The organism is Pseudomonas sp. TNT2022 ID642 (assembly GCF_028656995.1).
GTDB lineage: Bacteria > Pseudomonadota > Gammaproteobacteria > Pseudomonadales > Pseudomonadaceae > Aquipseudomonas.
This window is the reverse complement of sequence record NZ_JAMDGW010000006.1, coordinates 159,823-176,404: the sequence shown is the minus strand read 5'-3', so window position 1 is coordinate 176,404 and position 16,582 is coordinate 159,823. Positions and strand designations below refer to the sequence as shown.

Annotated in this window: 15 protein-coding genes; 6 read left to right on the top strand and 9 right to left on the bottom strand. The window is 60.5% G+C overall.

What is annotated here, in order from left to right:
- Positions 1-131 precede the first annotated feature (131 nt).
- The gene (gene miaB / locus M5G26_RS05550; protein ID WP_273914642.1) at positions 132-1,460 is read right to left on the bottom strand and encodes a tRNA (N6-isopentenyl adenosine(37)-C2)-methylthiotransferase MiaB; all 1,329 of its coding nucleotides are present in this window, start codon (positions 1,458-1,460) and stop codon (positions 132-134) included.
- A gap of 133 nt (positions 1,461-1,593) precedes the next feature.
- Here miaB and M5G26_RS05545 point away from each other — a divergent pair, with 133 nt between their 5' ends.
- Positions 1,594-1,923, top strand: coding sequence for a DUF1820 family protein (locus M5G26_RS05545; RefSeq protein WP_003185742.1), 330 nt, complete (start codon positions 1,594-1,596; stop codon positions 1,921-1,923).
- Positions 1,924-2,047: 124 nt separating this feature from the next.
- Here the strand turns inward: M5G26_RS05545 and M5G26_RS05540 are convergent, their stop codons facing one another.
- The 4 genes from M5G26_RS05540 to M5G26_RS05525 form a co-directional block, all read right to left on the bottom strand.
- Positions 2,048-2,602, bottom strand: a complete 555-nt coding sequence (locus M5G26_RS05540; RefSeq protein ID WP_003228518.1) for a tetratricopeptide repeat protein — start codon at positions 2,600-2,602, stop codon at positions 2,048-2,050.
- A gap of 225 nt (positions 2,603-2,827) precedes the next feature.
- Positions 2,828-4,111, bottom strand: a complete 1,284-nt coding sequence (gene hemL / locus M5G26_RS05535; protein ID WP_038361864.1) for a glutamate-1-semialdehyde 2,1-aminomutase — start codon at positions 4,109-4,111, stop codon at positions 2,828-2,830.
- Between the two features lie 15 nt (positions 4,112-4,126).
- Positions 4,127-4,750, bottom strand: coding sequence for a thiamine phosphate synthase (gene thiE, locus M5G26_RS05530; RefSeq protein WP_122599794.1), 624 nt, complete (start codon positions 4,748-4,750; stop codon positions 4,127-4,129).
- Positions 4,751-4,768: 18 nt separating this feature from the next.
- Complete coding sequence (locus M5G26_RS05525) at positions 4,769-5,566, bottom strand: hydroxymethylpyrimidine/phosphomethylpyrimidine kinase (protein WP_007909650.1); 798 nt, start codon at positions 5,564-5,566, stop codon at positions 4,769-4,771.
- 303 nt (positions 5,567-5,869) lie between these two features.
- On the opposite strand from M5G26_RS05525, the gene M5G26_RS05520 reads away from it, so the two are divergent.
- From M5G26_RS05520 to M5G26_RS05505, 4 genes are all read left to right on the top strand, one after another.
- The gene (locus M5G26_RS05520) at positions 5,870-8,224 is read left to right on the top strand and encodes a hybrid sensor histidine kinase/response regulator (RefSeq protein ID WP_273914641.1); all 2,355 of its coding nucleotides are present in this window, start codon (positions 5,870-5,872) and stop codon (positions 8,222-8,224) included.
- A gap of 96 nt (positions 8,225-8,320) precedes the next feature.
- Positions 8,321-9,970 (top strand): acyl-CoA dehydrogenase family protein, encoded by a 1,650-nt coding sequence (locus M5G26_RS05515; RefSeq protein WP_273914640.1) that lies wholly within the window; start codon positions 8,321-8,323, stop codon positions 9,968-9,970.
- Between the two features lie 192 nt (positions 9,971-10,162).
- Positions 10,163-11,662 carry an AMP nucleosidase gene (gene amn, locus M5G26_RS05510; RefSeq protein WP_161986511.1) on the top strand — a complete coding sequence of 500 codons (1,500 nt, stop codon included), beginning with the start codon at positions 10,163-10,165 and terminating at the stop codon, positions 11,660-11,662.
- 70 nt (positions 11,663-11,732) lie between these two features.
- The gene (locus tag M5G26_RS05505) at positions 11,733-12,368 is read left to right on the top strand and encodes a pseudouridine synthase (protein WP_150694684.1); all 636 of its coding nucleotides are present in this window, start codon (positions 11,733-11,735) and stop codon (positions 12,366-12,368) included.
- On the opposite strand, the gene M5G26_RS05500 is transcribed toward M5G26_RS05505, so the two are convergent.
- Positions 12,363-12,572 carry a DUF2788 domain-containing protein gene (locus tag M5G26_RS05500; RefSeq protein WP_007909655.1) on the bottom strand — a complete coding sequence of 70 codons (210 nt, stop codon included), beginning with the start codon at positions 12,570-12,572 and terminating at the stop codon, positions 12,363-12,365. The genes M5G26_RS05505 and M5G26_RS05500 overlap by 6 nt on opposite strands.
- A 295-nt stretch (positions 12,573-12,867) precedes the next feature.
- The gene (locus M5G26_RS05495) at positions 12,868-13,347 is read right to left on the bottom strand and encodes an Lrp/AsnC family transcriptional regulator (RefSeq protein ID WP_007909658.1); all 480 of its coding nucleotides are present in this window, start codon (positions 13,345-13,347) and stop codon (positions 12,868-12,870) included.
- 451 nt (positions 13,348-13,798) lie between these two features.
- Here M5G26_RS05495 and M5G26_RS05490 point away from each other — a divergent pair, with 451 nt between their 5' ends.
- Positions 13,799-14,893 carry a DUF6515 family protein gene (locus tag M5G26_RS05490; protein WP_273914639.1) on the top strand — a complete coding sequence of 365 codons (1,095 nt, stop codon included), beginning with the start codon at positions 13,799-13,801 and terminating at the stop codon, positions 14,891-14,893.
- Here M5G26_RS05490 and M5G26_RS05485 read toward each other — a convergent pair.
- Together M5G26_RS05485 and M5G26_RS05480 are read right to left on the bottom strand one after the other, a co-directional pair.
- On the bottom strand, positions 14,887-15,795 hold the full coding sequence (locus M5G26_RS05485) for a cation diffusion facilitator family transporter (protein WP_150694682.1): 909 nt from the start codon (positions 15,793-15,795) through the stop codon (positions 14,887-14,889). The two genes, M5G26_RS05490 and M5G26_RS05485, sit on opposite strands and share 7 nt — an antisense overlap.
- Before the next feature lie 12 nt (positions 15,796-15,807).
- Positions 15,808-16,227: a hypothetical protein gene (locus tag M5G26_RS05480; RefSeq protein WP_007909665.1), complete on the bottom strand. Its 420-nt coding sequence runs from the start codon at positions 16,225-16,227 to the stop codon at positions 15,808-15,810.
- Between the last annotated feature and the right edge of the window lie 355 nt (positions 16,228-16,582).

Below are 16,582 nucleotides of genomic sequence, written 5' to 3'. Positions count from 1 at the left end.
ACGCCAGAGGCCTGGGGGCGAAAGCTCTTAAATATTCTTGGCGTCGACACCGTCAAGATCGCAGCCTTCGGCAGCTCCTACAGGGGAATGTAATCCATGTAGGAGCTGCCGAAGGCTGCGATCTTTTGCATTTATTGGATCAGCGAGCCGCGCAGCGAGTGCGGTTGCGCCGCGTCGATGTGTACATCAGCAAACTGACCAATCAGGGTCGGATTGTCGCAGCGGAAGTTGACGATACGATTATTCTCGGTACGCCCCTGCAACTCGCCCGGGTCTTTCTTCGAATAATCGGTGACCAGAATGCGCTGGATCGAACCGACCATTTGTCGGCTGATTTCGAAACCTTGCTGATTCAAGCGATGTTGCAGCGCGTTCAGGCGCTCCTTCTTCAGCTCTTCCGGGGTGTCGTCGGCCAGATCGGCTGCCGGCGTGCCCGGGCGCTGGCTATAAACGAAGGAATAAGAGAAGTCGAAACCGACGTCGGCAATCAGCTTCATGGTCTGTTCGAAGTCTTTCTCGGTCTCGCCGGGGAAACCGACGATGAAGTCCGAGCTGATGCAGATACCCGGTACCGCCGCGCGCAGTTTGCGCAGCTTGGATTTGTACTCCAGCGCCGTGTGGTTGCGCTTCATCGCCGCGAGAATCCGGTCGGAACCCGATTGCACCGGCAAATGCAGGTGCTTCACCAGTTCCGGCACCTCGGCGTGGGCCTGGATCAGGCTGTCCGAGAACTCCAGTGGGTGCGAGGTGGTGTAGCGGATGCGGTCGATGCCGTCGATGGCGGCGACAACGCGAATCAGCTCAGCGAGATCGGCGAGTCGACCGTCATGGGTGGTGCCGCGATAGCCGTTGACGTTCTGCCCCAGCAGCGTCACTTCACGCACACCGTTTTCGGCGAGGTGGATGACTTCGGCGATCACGTCATCGAACGGCCGGCTGACTTCTTCGCCACGGGTGTAAGGCACCACGCAGAACGTGCAGTACTTGCTGCAGCCTTCCATCACCGACACATAGGCGCTCGGGCCATCGATGCGCGGCTCGGGCAAGTGGTCGAATTTTTCGATTTCCGGGAACGACACGTCGACTTGCGGCAGCTTGGTGATACGCGCGGCGTCGATCATTTCCGGCAGGCGGTGCAGGGTCTGCGGGCCGAAGACCACATCGACGTACGGCGCGCGATCACGAATTGCCGCGCCTTCCTGGCTGGCCACGCAACCGCCGACGGCGATCACCATGTCCGGGTTGGCCAGTTTCAGTTCGCGCCAGCGACCCAACTGCGAGTACACGCGATCTTGCGCGCGCTCGCGGATCGAGCAGGTGTTGAGCAGAATCACGTCGGCGTCTTCCGCACGGGCGGTGACTTCCAGGGCCTGATGTTCACCCAGCAGATCGACCATGCGCGAGCTGTCGTACTCGTTCATCTGGCAACCGTGGGTTTCGATGTAAAGCTTCTTGGCCATGGATTAGTGTCGTCACGTGATTCAAAGAACCCGGCATTATAGGGAACAAGCACTCAGGTTCCTACCGCTGTGCGTCCGGAGGCTATGCTATAGTTTGTGCCCTCATTTTTATCCCCGATGTTATCCCCCCGCCATGACCAAACGCGAAGCTCCAATCTATAAGGTGATTTTTCTCAACCAGGGCCAGGTGTTCGAAATGTACGCCAAGCAGATCTATCAAAGTGATCTGTGGGGCTTTCTGGAAGTGGAAGAGTTCGTCTTTGGCGAGCGCACGCAAGTGGTCGTCGATCCGAGCGAAGAAAAGCTCAAGGCGCAGTTCGAAGGCGTGGTGCGCAGCTTTGTGCCGATGCATTCGATTGTGCGCATCGACGAAGTGGAACGTCTGGGCACCCCGAAAATCAGCGAAGCCCGTGGCGCGGTCGGCAATGTGATGCCGTTTCCGATGCCGATGCCTGAGAAGTAAAACCGGATCTGGATTTTTGATCGTTCCCACGCTCTGCGTGGGAATGCCGCCTTCGACGCTCTGCGTCGGTGACGCGGAGCGTCACGGGATGAATTCCCACGCAGAGCGTGGGAACTATCGGCGGTCAGGGAAGAGGCGAAAACGGCGTACGCCCATCGGCGCTCTGCAGTTCCATCAGGTATTTACGGAAAATTTGCCCGAGCACCTGAGTGGCGGTTTCGAGATCTTCGCGGGACATTTTTTCGGAAACTTCGTCAGCCGTATCCAGCGCATCTTCAGCGCCGTTGACCGCGGCCATCTTCAGCACGATATACGCCTGAATGTTGTTGGCCTGCACGCCTTCACCGTGGAAGAACATGGTGCCGAGCTTGAACTGCGCCTGAGCGTGGCCTTGCAGCGAGGCTTTTTCGAAATAGCTCAGGGCTTGATTGAGGTCGCGCGGCGCATTCTTGCCGTCGTAGTAGAACTCACCCAACTCGTATTGCGCTTGCGCATCCCCTTCGTCCGCCGCTTTCTGGCAGGCGGCCAGTGCCTGCGTGACGTCTTGCGGCTGAGTATTGAGGGTGCAACGACCCATCGCCGGGATCAACAACGAGTTGCCGCCTGCTTGTGCATGCGCGAGCAGGGGCTGAAGGAGCAACAGGCAGCCCAAGGCAAGGGTGCGGCCGGTGCGGTTCATGGGAATCGACTTACCTCTGAAGGGCACGCGGACCCATCGAGGGATCCAATAAGCGCGCATTATGAAATAAGCAGGGCCAACCTTACAAAGTCTTTACTCGTTTTTCTGCTGCGCGGGGAATATATCGCCCACTTTAGGGGAGATTTTTAGCAGGAGCATCGGAAAAACAGCGTGGGTGTAGGTGAATGCTGACGCTGGCGATAGCCAACGTCAGCGGTACGGCGATTACTTCAGTGCAGCGAAGGCGCGCTCGGCAGCGTCCAGTGTCAGTTTCAACTCGGCTTCGCCGTGGGCGATCGAGGTAAAACCGGCTTCGAAGGCGCTCGGTGCCAGATACACGCCACCTTCCAGCATCAGGTGGAAGAAGCGACCGAACAGGGCAGCATCGCTGGCCATCACGTCTTCAAAGGTGACGATGTCATCGGCGCCGCTGAAGTACAGACCGAACATGCCGCCAGCCTGGGTGGTCACGAACGGAATACCCGCAGCATCGGCGCGTTGTTGCAGACCGTCGAGCAGGCGCGTGGTGTAGTCGGTCAACTCGGCGTGGAAACCCGGACGGCTGATCAGGCGCAGTGTGGTCAAACCAGCGGCCATGGCCAACGGGTTACCCGACAGAGTACCGGCCTGATACACCGGACCCAACGGCGCGATGCGCTCCATGATTTCACGCTTGCCACCGAAGCAGCCAACCGGCATGCCGCCGCCGATGATCTTGCCGAACGTGGTCAGATCAGGATTGACCCCGTAGTACGCCTGAGCGCCACCGAGGGCAACGCGGAAACCGGTCATCACTTCGTCGAAAATCAGCACCACGCCATGCTTGTCGCACAGCGAACGCAGACCTTCGAGGAAACCCGGCGCTGGCGGCACGCAGTTCATGTTGCCGGCCACCGGCTCAACAATAATGCACGCCACGTCCTCACCCACTTCAGCGAGCATCTTTTCCACAGCGTCGATGTCGTTGAACGGCAGGGTCAGAGTGTGTTTGGCGAATGCCGCCGGTACGCCGGCCGAACTTGGCACGCCTTGGGTCAGTGCGCCGGAACCGGCCTTGACCAGCAGGCTGTCGGAGTGACCGTGGTAGCAGCCTTCGAATTTGATGATGCTGTCGCGGCCGGTGTAACCACGGGCCAGACGGATCGCGCTCATGGTTGCTTCGGTGCCGGAGCTGACCATGCGCACCATGTCCATCGACGGCACCAGCGAGCAGACCAGATCGGCCATCTCGGTTTCCATCGCGGTCGGCGCGCCGTACGACAAGCCGTGTTGCAGTTGATTGCGTACCGCGTCCAGAACGTCCGGGTGGCTGTGACCGAGGATCATCGGGCCCCACGAACCGACGTAATCGACATAACGCTTGTCGTCTTCGTCAGTGACGTAAGCGCCTTCAGCGTGTTTGAAAAACAGCGGGGTGCCGCCAACGCTCTTGAATGCGCGGACTGGCGAGTTCACGCCACCGGGAATGTGTTTCTGAGCATTGGCAAACAGCGTTTCGGAACGAGACATGATCGGGCTCTCAAATCAGACTTTCAGTAATTCATTGAACGCGCGGGCGCGGCGGGTGACTTCGGCGGTGCTTTCGGCACCAAACAGACCGTGAACCACGGCCAGCAGGTCGACGCCATGGGCCACCAGCGGGGCGGCGTTGTCGAGGGTGATGCCGCCAATCGCGCAGATTGGCAGGTGCAACGTGCGCTTGGCTTCGTCCAGCAGATCGAGGCTGCAGGTCGGCGCGCCGGGCTTGGTGTTGGAATTGAAGAAGCGACCGAAGGCGACATAACTCGCGCCTTCTTTGGCCGCTTGTTCGGCCAGCGCGATTTGCGCGTGGCAGGTCGAACCGATGATCGCTTTGGAACCGAGCAGCGCGCGGGTCGGCGACAGCGGGCCGTCGGTCTGACCGAGGTGCACGCCGACGTTGAGGCGCGCGGCCAGTTCGGCATCATCGTTGATGATCAGTCGCGTCTTGTAGCGCTCACACAGATCGCGCAGCGCTTCGGCCTCGCGCAGCCGGCGGGCTTCGTCGCTGCTCTTGTCGCGGTATTGCAGCAGGGTGACGCCGCCTTCCAGCGCCGCCTCCACGTAAGACAGAAACTTGCCGGCCAGCAATTGGCTGTCGGTAATGGCATACAGGCCACGTAGTTTCATCGGGCAGACCTCACGACGTTACGAGCAGAAATCCAGCGGCAGGCGACGCGGGACGAACTGGCCTTTGCCCAGTTGTTCGGCGTCGCGCAGGGTGCGCCAAGTGTAATCCAGAGCACTGCGCACAGCGCTGGCCAAATGTTCGCCTTGTGCCAGTCGGCCGGCGAGGGCGCTGGCCAAGGTGCAGCCGGAACCGTGATAGCTGCCCGGCAGGCGCTGGCAGATAAAAGTTTCACGCAGACCGTCGCGGCTATATACGCGGTTGTGGATTTCAGTTTCGTCGCCGTGGCCGCCGGTGATCAGCAGGTTTTTGACGAACGGCAGGAGTTTTTCCGCGCACTCGTCCGCGGTGCCTTCGGGCAGTTCGGCGAGGATGCGCGCTTCAGGAAGGTTAGGGGTGGCAATGATCGACAACGGCAGCAGACGCTCGCGCATCGCATAGCCGACCTCGTCCTTGCCCAGGCGACCGCCGCCACCGGCGCGCAGCACCGGGTCGCAGACCACTGGCAAGTGCGGGTGCGCCGAAAGCAGTTCGACAACGGTGTCGACCATTTCCAGCGAACCGAGCATGCCCAGTTTGACCGCCGCGACTTCGGAGTCGTTGAGCACGGCATTGGCTTGAGCCAACACCCACTCACGGTCGAGGACGCGGAAGTCAGTGACGTTGACGGTGTCTTGCACGGTCAGGGCGGTGACGGCCGGAGCCGCATGGCAACCCTGCGCGAGCAGGGCTTCGATATCTGCCTGCAAGCCGGCGCCACCACTTGGGTCGTGGCCGGAGAGACAGAGGACAACGGGGCGGGAGCTGTAGATATTCATGGTGCGCGAGCTTACCACCAAAGCTGATTTTCGGGTTCAGTGCCGTTGTGCGTGGCCGATAACCTGGCAGATGAATCCGACCGTACTGTCACAACCTGACCAACCCAACAGCTCTAGCTCGGTGCTTTGCTCTGAAACGCCCGTTCTAGAGCCTTTGTAGGAAATATTTCGATGGTGCTCAATGGCCATCAACGGCTATGCTAGTCTGGATCCAAACCAATAACAGGTAATACCGGTTTTACGTCTACTCAAAGGGAATGGGGGGCTTCCTGACACAACCGGACGAGCCACGCTGGGGCTTCAATGCGCTATTTGCTGATGTTGCTGTTCTGCTTGCCCTTCATGGCGAGCGCCGTCGAATTCGACGAGTTCACCCAGAGCCTCCCTCTGGGCCGGTCGCTGCAAGTGTTCGAAGACCCGAGTGGTCAGGCGAGCATTGCCGATGTTCGCGCGCAGGCTGCCGCCGGCAATTTCAAACCTCACGATAAAGCCACGCTCAATGCCGGCTATTCGCGTTCGGCGTTCTGGCTGAAGATCGACCTGCATTATCGTCCGAGCAATCCCGCCGCCCAGCGCACCTGGCTGCTGGAACTGGCGTATCCACCGCTCGATCATCTCGATCTGTACATGCCCGATGCTGCTGGCGACTACCGTCTCGTCCGGCAAACCGGTGATGCCTGGCCGTTCGCCAGCCGCGAGATCCGCCAGAACAACTATTTGTTCGACCTTGCATTCGAGCCTGGGCAACAGCAAACCGTGTACTTGCGCCTGGCCAGCGAAGGCTCGATCCAGGCGCCGGTGACGTTATGGTCGAGTACCGCGTACCTCGAAGACCAGCCAGTGCGCCTTTATGTGCTCGGCATCATTTATGGCGTGTTGCTGGGGATGGTGGTCTACAACCTGTTCATCTACCTCAGCGTGCGCGACACCAGTTACCTCTATTACATCTTCTATATCGCCTCGTTCGGCCTTTATCAGCTGTCGGTGAACGGCGCGGCGGTGGAGTATTTCTGGCCGGACAATCCGTGGTGGGCCAACGCCGCCACGCCATTCTTCATCGGTTGCGCCGGCCTGTTTGGCAGCCAGTTCGCTCGCAGTTTCCTGCAAACCAAAAACCACAGTCGTGGGCTTGATCGTGTGCTGATCGGATTGATCGCGTTCAGTGCGTTAGTCATCGGCCTGTCGCTGATGACCAGTTACGCCCTGGCCCTGCGCCTGGCAACGACGCTGGCGCTGACCTTCACGGTGGTGATTTTTGCCGCCGGGATTCTGGCCTGGTGGCGCGGCTTGCGCGTGGCGCGCTATTTCATCATTGCCTGGTCGGCGTTTCTGCTCGGCGGCATCGTCAACACGCTGATGGTGCTCGGCCTGCTGCCGAACGTGTTCCTGACCATGTACGCCAGCCAGATCGGTTCGGCCATCGAAGTGGCGCTGCTGTCGCTGGCACTGGCCGATCGTATCAACGCGATGCGCGAGCAACAGGCGCAGACGCTGTACGACGCCGGTCAGAAGCTCGAAGTGCTCAACCAGCAACTGGCCCACAGCAACAAGCTCAAAGATGAGTTTTTGGCGACCTTGACCCACGAACTGCGCACGCCGATGAACGGTGTGATCGGTTCGCTGGAACTGATGCAAACCGTCGAAATGGATCCGGAGCTGGAGCAATATCAGCAAACCGCTGCCGGGTCCGCGCGGGACATGATGCGCATGGTCAACGGCATCCTCACCCTTACCGAATTGCAGGCCGGCAAGCTCAAGGCTGCGCCGGGCAGTTTCAGCCTGCGCGCGGTGGTCGAAGCGTTGCGTGTGCAATTCGACGGGAATGCGTCGAGCAAGTCGCTGGACTTCAAGGTCGATGTCCTGCCGACCCTGCCGGATCGCTTGCACGGTGACAGCGCGAAACTCGCGCAATGCCTGGAATGCCTGCTGGATAATGCGATCAAGTTCACCCGTGTCGGTGGGCTGGCATTGCGGGTGACTGGCAAACCGTCGACGGGCAATCGTCTTGCGTTGTCGTTTGCGGTGATCGACACCGGCATCGGTTTTACCGACCTGGGCGAGGCGACGATGTATCAGCGCTTCTTCCAGCTCGACGGTTCGATGACCCGTGAATACGGCGGACTGGGCGTCGGCCTGGCGATCTGCCGACAGTTGGTTGAGCTGCTCGGCGGCAAGCTTACCCATCGCTCGGAACCTGGGAGCGGCAGCCGCTTCCAGTTGGACGTCGAGTTCGAATTGCCGGTGGTTGAATCTGCGCCAATAGCCGCGCCTTCGCACGATTGTGTTCGCGCACCGCAGGATTGCACGGTGTTGCTGGTGGACGATAACAGCGTCAACCAATTGGTGATGCGCGGCATGTTGCTCAAGCTCGGTTTTCGCGTGCGCACCGCTGACAATGGCGCAGCGGCACTGGACTGCCTGCAGCGGGAAACCTTCGATGCGGTGCTGATCGATTGTCAGATGCCCGCCCCTGAAGGCGCGTCCTTGTGCTGCCAGATTCACGCCATGCCGGGCTGCGCCAACCTGCCGGTGTTCATGCTCGCACTGACCGCGGACCGAGAGCTTTGCGCCACGGGAGCCCCGGTCGATTACCTGAACAAACCGGTGAAATTCGAGGAACTGCAATCCGCACTGGAGCGTCGGGTGCTGTGCTGTTGATAGGGTAAAAGCGCCGCCAATTCGGCGCGTATGACACTTTGATCAGTCTGGGGGCGGTGCTTAACTGACCGCTCCGGTTGATTCAAGGAGCCCGTCATGAACCTGCATCAGTTCGCCGAAACCCACGAAGTCACCAACCAGCCACCGTCGCTGGACGGCACCAATCTGTACCGCATCGACCTGCCGTTGCAGGAGTGGTCGCGCAGGTTCGGCGCCGGGTGGGCGGAGTCGCGGATCGATGCCTACGGCGCGCTCGCCGGTGGTCCGTTGATGGAAGCCGGCTTTCTTGCCAATCAGAACAAACCAACGTTCGCCAGCCATGACCGCTATGGCCATCGCCTTGATCTGGTGGAATTTCACCCGGCTTATCACGAGCTGATGCGCACGGCGATCGAGCATGGTTTGACCTCATTGCCATGGGCGCACCCACAGGATGGCGCCCACGTCGCCCGCGCCTCGATGACTTATTTGCACAGCCAAGCCGAGGCCGGCAGCGGTTGCCCGTTGACCATGACCTTTGCCAGCGTGCCGGCCCTGCGCTTGCAGCCGAACATCGCTGAGCAATGGCTGCCGAAAGTCCTCGCCACCGAATACGATCCGCGCAACGTCGGCGTGGCGCACAAGGCCGGCGTGACCATCGGCATGGCCATGACCGAGAAACAGGGCGGCACCGACGTGCGCGCCAACACCACCAAGGCCTATCCGGTCGGCGCCAGCGGCCCGGGTCAGGCCTATGAACTGGTCGGGCACAAGTGGTTTTGCTCGGCGCCGATGTGCGATGCCTTCCTGACGCTGGCGCAAACCGACAAGGGCTTGAGCTGTTTCCTGCTGCCACGCCATCGTCCGGACGACACGCGCAATCAGTTCTACATCCAGCGCCTGAAAAACAAACTCGGCAACCAGTCCAACGCTTCCAGTGAAGTGGAGTTCCGTGGCGCGCTGGCGTGGATGGTTGGTGAAGAAGGGCGCGGCGTGCCAACCATCATCGAGATGGTCGCGATGACCCGTTTTGATTGCATGGTCGGTTCCAGCTCGCTGATGCGTCAGGCGCTGACCCAGGCCAGCCACCACTGCGCGCACCGCAAGGTCGGCGGCAAACTGCTAAGCGAACAGCCATTGATGCAGAACGTGCTGGCCGATCTGGCCCTGGAAAGCGAAGCCGCGCTGGCTCTTAGCTTGCGCATGGGCAAGGCGCTGGATCATCTGGATGATCGCCACGAAGCGCAATTTGCGCGGCTGGTGACGGCGGTGGGCAAGTACTGGATCTGCAAACGCGCGCCGGGGATGATCAACGAAGCAGCGGAATGCATGGGCGGCGCGGGGTATGTCGAGGACAGCATCCTGCCGCGTCTGTATCGCGAGGCACCGGTGAACTCGACATGGGAAGGCTCGGGGAATGTGCAGTGCCTGGACGTGCTGCGCGCGTTGTCGAAAGAGCCGGGTGTGCTGGACGTGTTGTTCAGCGAACTCGGTGATGGTCATGGTGACAGGCGTCTGGCCGCGCATATTCAGCAGTTGCAGGCGCAGTTCAAGGACACCAGTGATATTCAGTACCGGGCACGGCAACTGACCGAAGACATCGCGCTCGGTTTGCAGGCCAAGCTCCTGTTGGAGGCCGGGAACTCAGCTGTCAGCGATGCCTTTATTGCCAGCCGCCTGAGCGGTGGTGGCCGCGTGTACGGCGCCTTGCCGCGCGGCCTCGACATCGAGTCCCTCGTCGCCCGCTCAACCCCGCAAGGTTTCTGACCGCAATCTCCCCAACACTACAAAACCCTGTGGGAGCTGGCTTGCCAGCGATGGCGGCCTGTCAGTCAACACTGATGTTGCATGTGCTGGCCTCATCGCTGGCAAGCCAGCTCCCACAGGGGTTCGCTTTGTCTGAAAGATTTGGGTACACCCACAACGCCACTGTTCCCGTGACGCCACGATGCAGGCAAGATGAAGCTCTGCAAGTCAGAACACAGGAAGCTGATCGTGACCGAAGCGTTTATTGTCGTTCAAACCGCCGAACAAGCCGTGGACCGTCTGGCCGAGCTGCATGAGCGGGCCACCACTGCGCTGAATTCGGCGCTCAAGCGTTACCTCAAGGATCGCGTCGAACCCGACGCTGCGCAGCGTGCTCTGTTTCGTTATCCCGAACTGCGTCTGACCTATCACTGCCAGGGCGAAGTCCCGCAGACCACCCGCGCTTACGCCAAGGTGCAATTGCCGGGCACTTATAGCGTCACCGTCACCCACCCGGCGGCGTTCCGCAAATACCTGCTCGAGCAGCTTGTGCCGTTGATGCACGACTTCACCGTGACCGTGGAAGTCGGCGTCAGCCAGCAGAACATTCCGTATCCGTACGTGGTCGAGCAGGGCGATGAACTGGCCGGTTCCGGCGTCACCGCTGCCGTGCTGGCGCGGGTGTTCCCGAGTACCGACCTGTCCGCCGCCACCGATGGCATCGCCGACGGTCTCTACGACTGGGAAAACACCGATCCGCTGCCGCTGGCCTTGTTCGACGCCGCGCGCGTGGATTTCTCCCTGCGCCGTCTGGTGCACTACACCGGCAGCGACTGGCGCCATGTGCAGCCGTGGATTCTGCTGACCAACTATCACCGCTACGTCGACCAGTTCATCGTCCATGGTCTGGAGCAATTGCGCAGTGACCCGCGTTTCGTGCGCATGGTGTTGCCGGGCAACGTGATCATCGAGAAGGGCATGGATCACGGAGAAGCCTCGGCGATTGCCGCCGGTGTGGTCTGGCACCGTTACCAGATGCCGGCCTATCACCTGATCGCCAGCGATGGCCACGGCGTGACGCTGGTCAACATTGGCGTCGGCCCGTCCAACGCCAAGAACATCACCGACCACCTGGCCGTGCTGCGTCCGCATTGCTGGCTGATGATCGGTCACTGCGGCGGCCTGCGTCAGTCGCAGACCATCGGCGACTATGTGCTGGCCCACGCTTATATGCGTCGCGACGGCATTCTCGACCGAGTGGTGCCGCCGAATATTCCGATCCCGGCACTGGCCGAAGTGCAAATGGCGCTGCAACAAGCAGCGGCGAATGTCACCGGCGAGAAGGGTGATGATCTGAAAAAACGCCTGCGCACCGGCACCGTACTGACTTACGACGACCGTAACTGGGAATTGCGCTGGGCGCAGGAGCGGCCGTTGATCAACCTGTCCCGCGCGGTCGCGGTGGACATGGAAAGCGGCACGATTGCCGCGCAGGGTTATCGCTTGCGGGTGCCGTACGGCACGTTGCTCTGCGTTTCGGACAAACCGCTGCACAGCGAAATCAAGCTGCCGGGTTCGGCCAACGCCTTCTATGAGCGCGCGGTCAGTCAGCACTTGAAGATCGGCATCGAAGCGGTGGACCTGCTGCGCACCGAACTCAACTCGCTGCACTCGCGAAAACTGCGCAGCTTCGACGAACCGCCGTTCCGCTGATTTGTTGATGGTCATTTAACGGTCAGGCTACTAGCATTGGCAGCCCTGACCGTTAGATGTTCTTTTCGCCATGTCCCGTCCCCCGCGTCCACCTTCCCGCCGTCCTGGCGCGAAGCCTCAGTCTTCTTCCCCGCGCCGTGTTGCCAAGGCACCCCCGGCCGAGCCGAAACTGATCCTGTTCAATAAACCGTTCGATGTGCTGACGCAGTTCAGCGACGGCGAAGGGCGGGCGACGCTCAAGGACTTCATCGATGTGCCCGGCATCTATCCGGCCGGACGCCTTGATCGTGACAGCGAAGGCTTGTTGCTGCTGACCAACGACGGGCAGTTGCAGGCGCGCATCGCCGATCCGAAACACAAACTGGCGAAGACCTATTGGGTGCAGGTCGAGGGCGTGCCGACGGCCGAACAGCTGCAGCGTTTGCGTGACGGCGTGGAGCTGAATGACGGCATGACCTTGCCCGCCGAAGCGCGACAACTGGATGAGCCTGAGTTGTGGCCGCGCAATCCGCCGGTGCGCTTTCGCGCGACCATACCGACGTCATGGCTGGAGCTGGTGATTCGCGAAGGGCGCAACCGTCAGGTGCGGCGCATGACCGCGGCGGTCGGGCTGCCGACATTGCGGCTGGTGCGGGTGAAGATTGGCGACTGGACGATTGAAGGGCTTGATCAGGGCCAGTGGAAGGAAGTGCCGGCGCGCTTATAAAGCGCCGGATTCGATCAGGCCGATCACCACACTCTTGATGATGAACGCGGCCACGCCCAAGCCCAGCACGAAGAACAGAATGAACGAGCCAAAGCGCCCGGCCTTGGACTTCTTCGCCAGATCCCAGACGATGAAACCCATGAAAATGATCAGGATACTGACCAGACCGGTCATCATCCACTCTTCTAATAAGGCTGGATCCATTGGGCATCTCCGGCGCGCACGCGGCTAAAAGGGCGCGGCGAGTATACGCCAAGGTGTGTGGGGTGACATTGATCTGGGTCTGATCCGGAACTGTTGCCCTCACCCTAACCCTCCCGAAACGTCGGACCGCCCGGAGGGAGAGGGGACTGACCGGGGGATGCTCGCAAAATACGCCGACCTGAACGTTCTGTTGTGAATCCATAATCGACTCAATCTTTCAGGTCGATGTATGACAGCAGACACCTCGGTCGGCTCCCTCTCCTGGGGGAGAGGGCTGGGGTGAGGGGGCCTTTGATCAGCTACGCAAATGAGTCAGCGGCAGTTCAGTGCTGTTGAGCACCTGATTCAGCACAAAACTCGACCGCACACTCGTCACCCCTTCAATCCGCGTCAAATGCCCCAGCAACAGCTTCTGATAGTGATCCATATCCGGCACCACCACCTTCAACTGGTAATCCGCATCCACGCCTGTCACCAGACTGCACTCCAACACCTGCGGCAACGTGCGAATCGCTGCCTCGAAGTTCTCGAAACGCTCCGGTGTATGCCGGTCCATGCCGATCAGCACATAAGCCGTCAGGCTCAACCCAAGCATTTTGCGATCGAGCAATGCCACCTGACGCGAAATATACCCGTCGTCTTCCAGTTGCTTGACCCGGCGCGAGCAAGGGGAGGGCGACAGACCGATGCGCTCGGCCAATTCCTGGTTGGAGATGCGGGCGTCGCGCTGCAATTCCGCCAAAATGCTCAGGTCGTAACGGTCGAGTTTGCTCATCAATCTGTCCTTGGTTGTAACTATTGCGGCGGATTATCTATCCAGGGTTAAAAATTGCGCAAGTGGTGTTTATTTCAGCAATCTTCGCAATCCTCTGCCGCCGTCTCAGGCCTATTCTTATCACCAGAATCACTGCTCGGTAACACAGTCCACGCGGCCCGCCCTATCCGGCCTGCCGCGGCCGCCACCCCCACCGGGGTTGTGCCGGCCCCCGAGCTGCACACTGTCCAGAAGACGGCGTGAGGTGAGCCGACGTCAAAAGCGTCGAGCCAGGACGAAGTTCTCTAAAGGGAGGCCGACGGGTCTCCCTTTTTTCTTGCCTGCGATTTCATGCCCACGGGCTCAATAAATAAGTTGTGCGACTGATAACCTGTTGCAGAACCCGGTGTGTGTATTGCCGGTCTTAGTGACAAGCCCTCTTACATTTACAGGCCCCGCAGTGAGAAAAAGCATGAAGTCGCGCATTTGGCGTCTGGCCGGTGTTGGTTTGCTGTGTGTGAGTGTCAGTGCGCAAGCGCTTGCCGATGAACCGCAGAATCGCGGGCCGGAGGGTGGTGGCCATGGCCAGGACCATCAGGGCAATAATCAGGGCCATGGCGGCAACAATCAGCCGCGTCCGCAGAACAATCCATCGCAGAATCAGCCGCAACAGAATCAGCCGCGTGCGCAGAACAACGAGATCATTCGTGGCGACAACAGCCGCCAGTTCGAGCACAACGGTCAGCAGCACAATAACAACGGTCAGCAGCACAATAACAATGGTCAGTGGCAAAACCACGACCAGAACCGTCCAGCGTATAACCCCAACCCGGTGCGCCAGCCGCCACCGCCGCCGCAGTTGCCGGCCAACAGCCTGCCGATCCAGCCACGGCCCGACGCCGTGCGCCAGACTCAAGAGCCGCGTCAGGGTTACTACCGCGATGAGCGTCCGCAGAACGGTTACCACAACCAGCAATGGCAGACCAACAACCGACCTAACGACAATCGCTGGCCGGGCCGTCCGGACGGTCACGGCAACGGTTGGGGGCCAGGCCCGCAATATCGCCCGGGGCACGTGATCGACCGCTTCCCGGATCGCGATTACCGCGTGCCGTATCGCGGTCAGGATTACTTCTATTCCGGCGGTTACTGGTATCGCCCGCAAGGCCCGCGCTACATCGTCGTGCAACCGCCGCGCGGGATCCGCATCCAGTATCTGCCGGATTACGCCCGAGAAGTGTGGATCGGTGGTTCGCTGTTGTTCCTCGCCGCCGGTTCCTACTATGCCTATCAGGAAGCGACGCAGGATTACATCGTGGTCGAGCCGCCGGCACAGCAACAGCCGCAGCCGCAATCCCAAGGCTATGACGTCGAAGCGTATCCGGCCAACGGCCAGTCGCCCGAGCAGGTGCAGCAGGACGGTTACCAGTGCTATCAGTACGCCGTGCAGCAAAGCGGTTTCGATCCGCGCACCGCGACGTATCAACCGGCGCCCGAAGTGGTTCAGGCCTACCGTCAGGCGCAGGGCAATTGCCTGAGCAGTCGCGGTTATCAGGTCAGTTACTGAAGCCGGGTTTGCGCCCGTTCTGACTTGACCACTTCCTGCGGGTCGGCGTGCACCAGCACTTCGGCTCGCGGGTAGGCCTTGTGAATGGCATCGGCCGCTTGATCGCTGATGCCGTGCGCCACTGACAGGGTCAGTTCCCCCGGCAACTCCAGGTGCAACTGCACAAACCAGTGGTTGCCTGAGATTCGCGTGCGCAAGTCATGTGCGCCCAACACCCCCGGCACACTGCAGGCCAGTTCGAGCATGTGCTGACTGACATCCGCCGGCAGCTCCTCATCCATCAACACCGAAAAACTTTCCCGGGCAATCTGGATGGCACTCCACAGAATGTAGGCGGCAATTCCCAGTCCGAACCAGGCATCCAGTTGATGCCAGCCGAACCCGGCCAACATCAGCGCCACCAGAATACTGCCGTTGAGTAACAGATCGGATCGGTAATGCAGTGAGTCGGCACGCACGGCGTTGGAGCCGGTCTGCTTGATCACTCGATGCTGCAGCATCAGCAAGGCCACGGTCAGCAGCAATGAGAAAATGATCACGCCAATGCTGATCCACGGCGCGCCAAGCGGTTCCGGGTGCTGGATGCGTTCGTAGGCCTGAAACGCGATCAACACCGCACTGCCGCCAATGAACAGCGCCTGCGCCATGCCCGCCAGCGATTCCGCCTTGCCGTGACCATAACGGTGATCGTCATCGGCCGGGCGCAGCGCGTAATGCACCGCCAGCAGATTGAGCAGCGAAGTGACGCCATCCAGCGCCGAGTCGGTGAGGCCGGCGAGCATGCTCACCGAACCGCTCAGCCACCAGGCGATGGCTTTGGCGATGATCAGTGTGCACGCGACCGCCACCGAGGCGCGGGTCGCCAGCCGCAGCAGGCGAGCGTGTTCGGGGCTGGATGTCATTGAACGTCCTTTTTAAGCGGCGGGTTGCAGGCCGAACATCGCCAATTGTTGAGTGCTGCCCTTGTGTTGAATCAGGCGCGGATCATCCAGTGGGAAATCTCGGCCCAACTCGCTTTCGAGAATAGCCTGCAGCTTGTGATTATCGACCTGACCGTCCGGGCCGATGGCTTGCTTGAGTTTGGCCGGGTCGATCTGCGCGGTGTGGCCCGGTTCGAAATAGATCGCGCCGGTGGCAAAGTCGACGGCAAACGCGATCAGGCCGGGAATGACGTAGAACAGCAGGCCCACGGCGTCGAGCACGGCAATCGCCGGGTCGATCTTGCCGTCGATCTGACCGCGCCGGTCCGGGTAGAAAATCGAACCGCACGCGGTGATTTGCGTGAGCAGGGTGGCGACCAGTACACCGCCGATCAGGCGAAAAGGTAAGCGCATGGGAAAATCTCCTGAGTCATCTGATAACGAAGCGTCGTCGTGTGAAGTTAAGACCCCGACGAACGCCCGCCAGTTCGCCGTTATACTCGGCCATGGCAGGGCATGCCCACAGTAAATTGCGGCCTCGTCTCACCCCTACCGAAATACGTTGAGGATTGAAGTTGTTTTCTCCAGATCGACACCGCGTGAAGGCCAACGAATCCTATCGGGGTTCGGCCCTCCGGGCTAAAGCTGTGAGCGCGCCATGCTGCGTTGCGGGACTTGGCAAGGAAACGACCCTTACCTGCGTCCCGCGCCTTGCCTGGCACGCTCACAGCTCTAACGCGACTCGCAATTTACTGTGGGCACGCCCTGG

Bases quoted from the DNA above. Each gene is read 5' to 3' on its own strand.
- miaB (WP_273914642.1), bottom strand. From the start codon at position 1,460: ATGGCCAAGAAGCTTTACATCGAAACCCACGGTTGCCAGATGAACGAG.
- amn (WP_161986511.1), top strand. From the start codon at position 10,163: ATGAAGCTCTGCAAGTCAGAACACAGGAAGCTGATCGTGACCGAAGCG.
- M5G26_RS05525 (WP_007909650.1), bottom strand. From the start codon at position 5,566: ATGAATATCTACAGCTCCCGCCCCGTTGTCCTCTGTCTCTCCGGCCAC.
- M5G26_RS05505 (WP_150694684.1), top strand. From the start codon at position 11,733: ATGTCCCGTCCCCCGCGTCCACCTTCCCGCCGTCCTGGCGCGAAGCCT.
- M5G26_RS05545 (WP_003185742.1), top strand. From the start codon at position 1,594: ATGACCAAACGCGAAGCTCCAATCTATAAGGTGATTTTTCTCAACCAG.
- M5G26_RS05540 (WP_003228518.1), bottom strand. From the start codon at position 2,602: ATGAACCGCACCGGCCGCACCCTTGCCTTGGGCTGCCTGTTGCTCCTT.
- M5G26_RS05495 (WP_007909658.1), bottom strand. From the start codon at position 13,347: ATGAGCAAACTCGACCGTTACGACCTGAGCATTTTGGCGGAATTGCAG.
- M5G26_RS05490 (WP_273914639.1), top strand. From the start codon at position 13,799: ATGAAGTCGCGCATTTGGCGTCTGGCCGGTGTTGGTTTGCTGTGTGTG.
- M5G26_RS05515 (WP_273914640.1), top strand. From the start codon at position 8,321: ATGAACCTGCATCAGTTCGCCGAAACCCACGAAGTCACCAACCAGCCA.
- M5G26_RS05500 (WP_007909655.1), bottom strand. From the start codon at position 12,572: ATGGATCCAGCCTTATTAGAAGAGTGGATGATGACCGGTCTGGTCAGT.
- hemL (WP_038361864.1), bottom strand. From the start codon at position 4,111: ATGTCTCGTTCCGAAACGCTGTTTGCCAATGCTCAGAAACACATTCCC.
- M5G26_RS05485 (WP_150694682.1), bottom strand. From the start codon at position 15,795: ATGACATCCAGCCCCGAACACGCTCGCCTGCTGCGGCTGGCGACCCGC.
- thiE (WP_122599794.1), bottom strand. From the start codon at position 4,750: ATGAAACTACGTGGCCTGTATGCCATTACCGACAGCCAATTGCTGGCC.
- M5G26_RS05520 (WP_273914641.1), top strand. From the start codon at position 5,870: ATGCGCTATTTGCTGATGTTGCTGTTCTGCTTGCCCTTCATGGCGAGC.
- M5G26_RS05480 (WP_007909665.1), bottom strand. From the start codon at position 16,227: ATGCGCTTACCTTTTCGCCTGATCGGCGGTGTACTGGTCGCCACCCTG.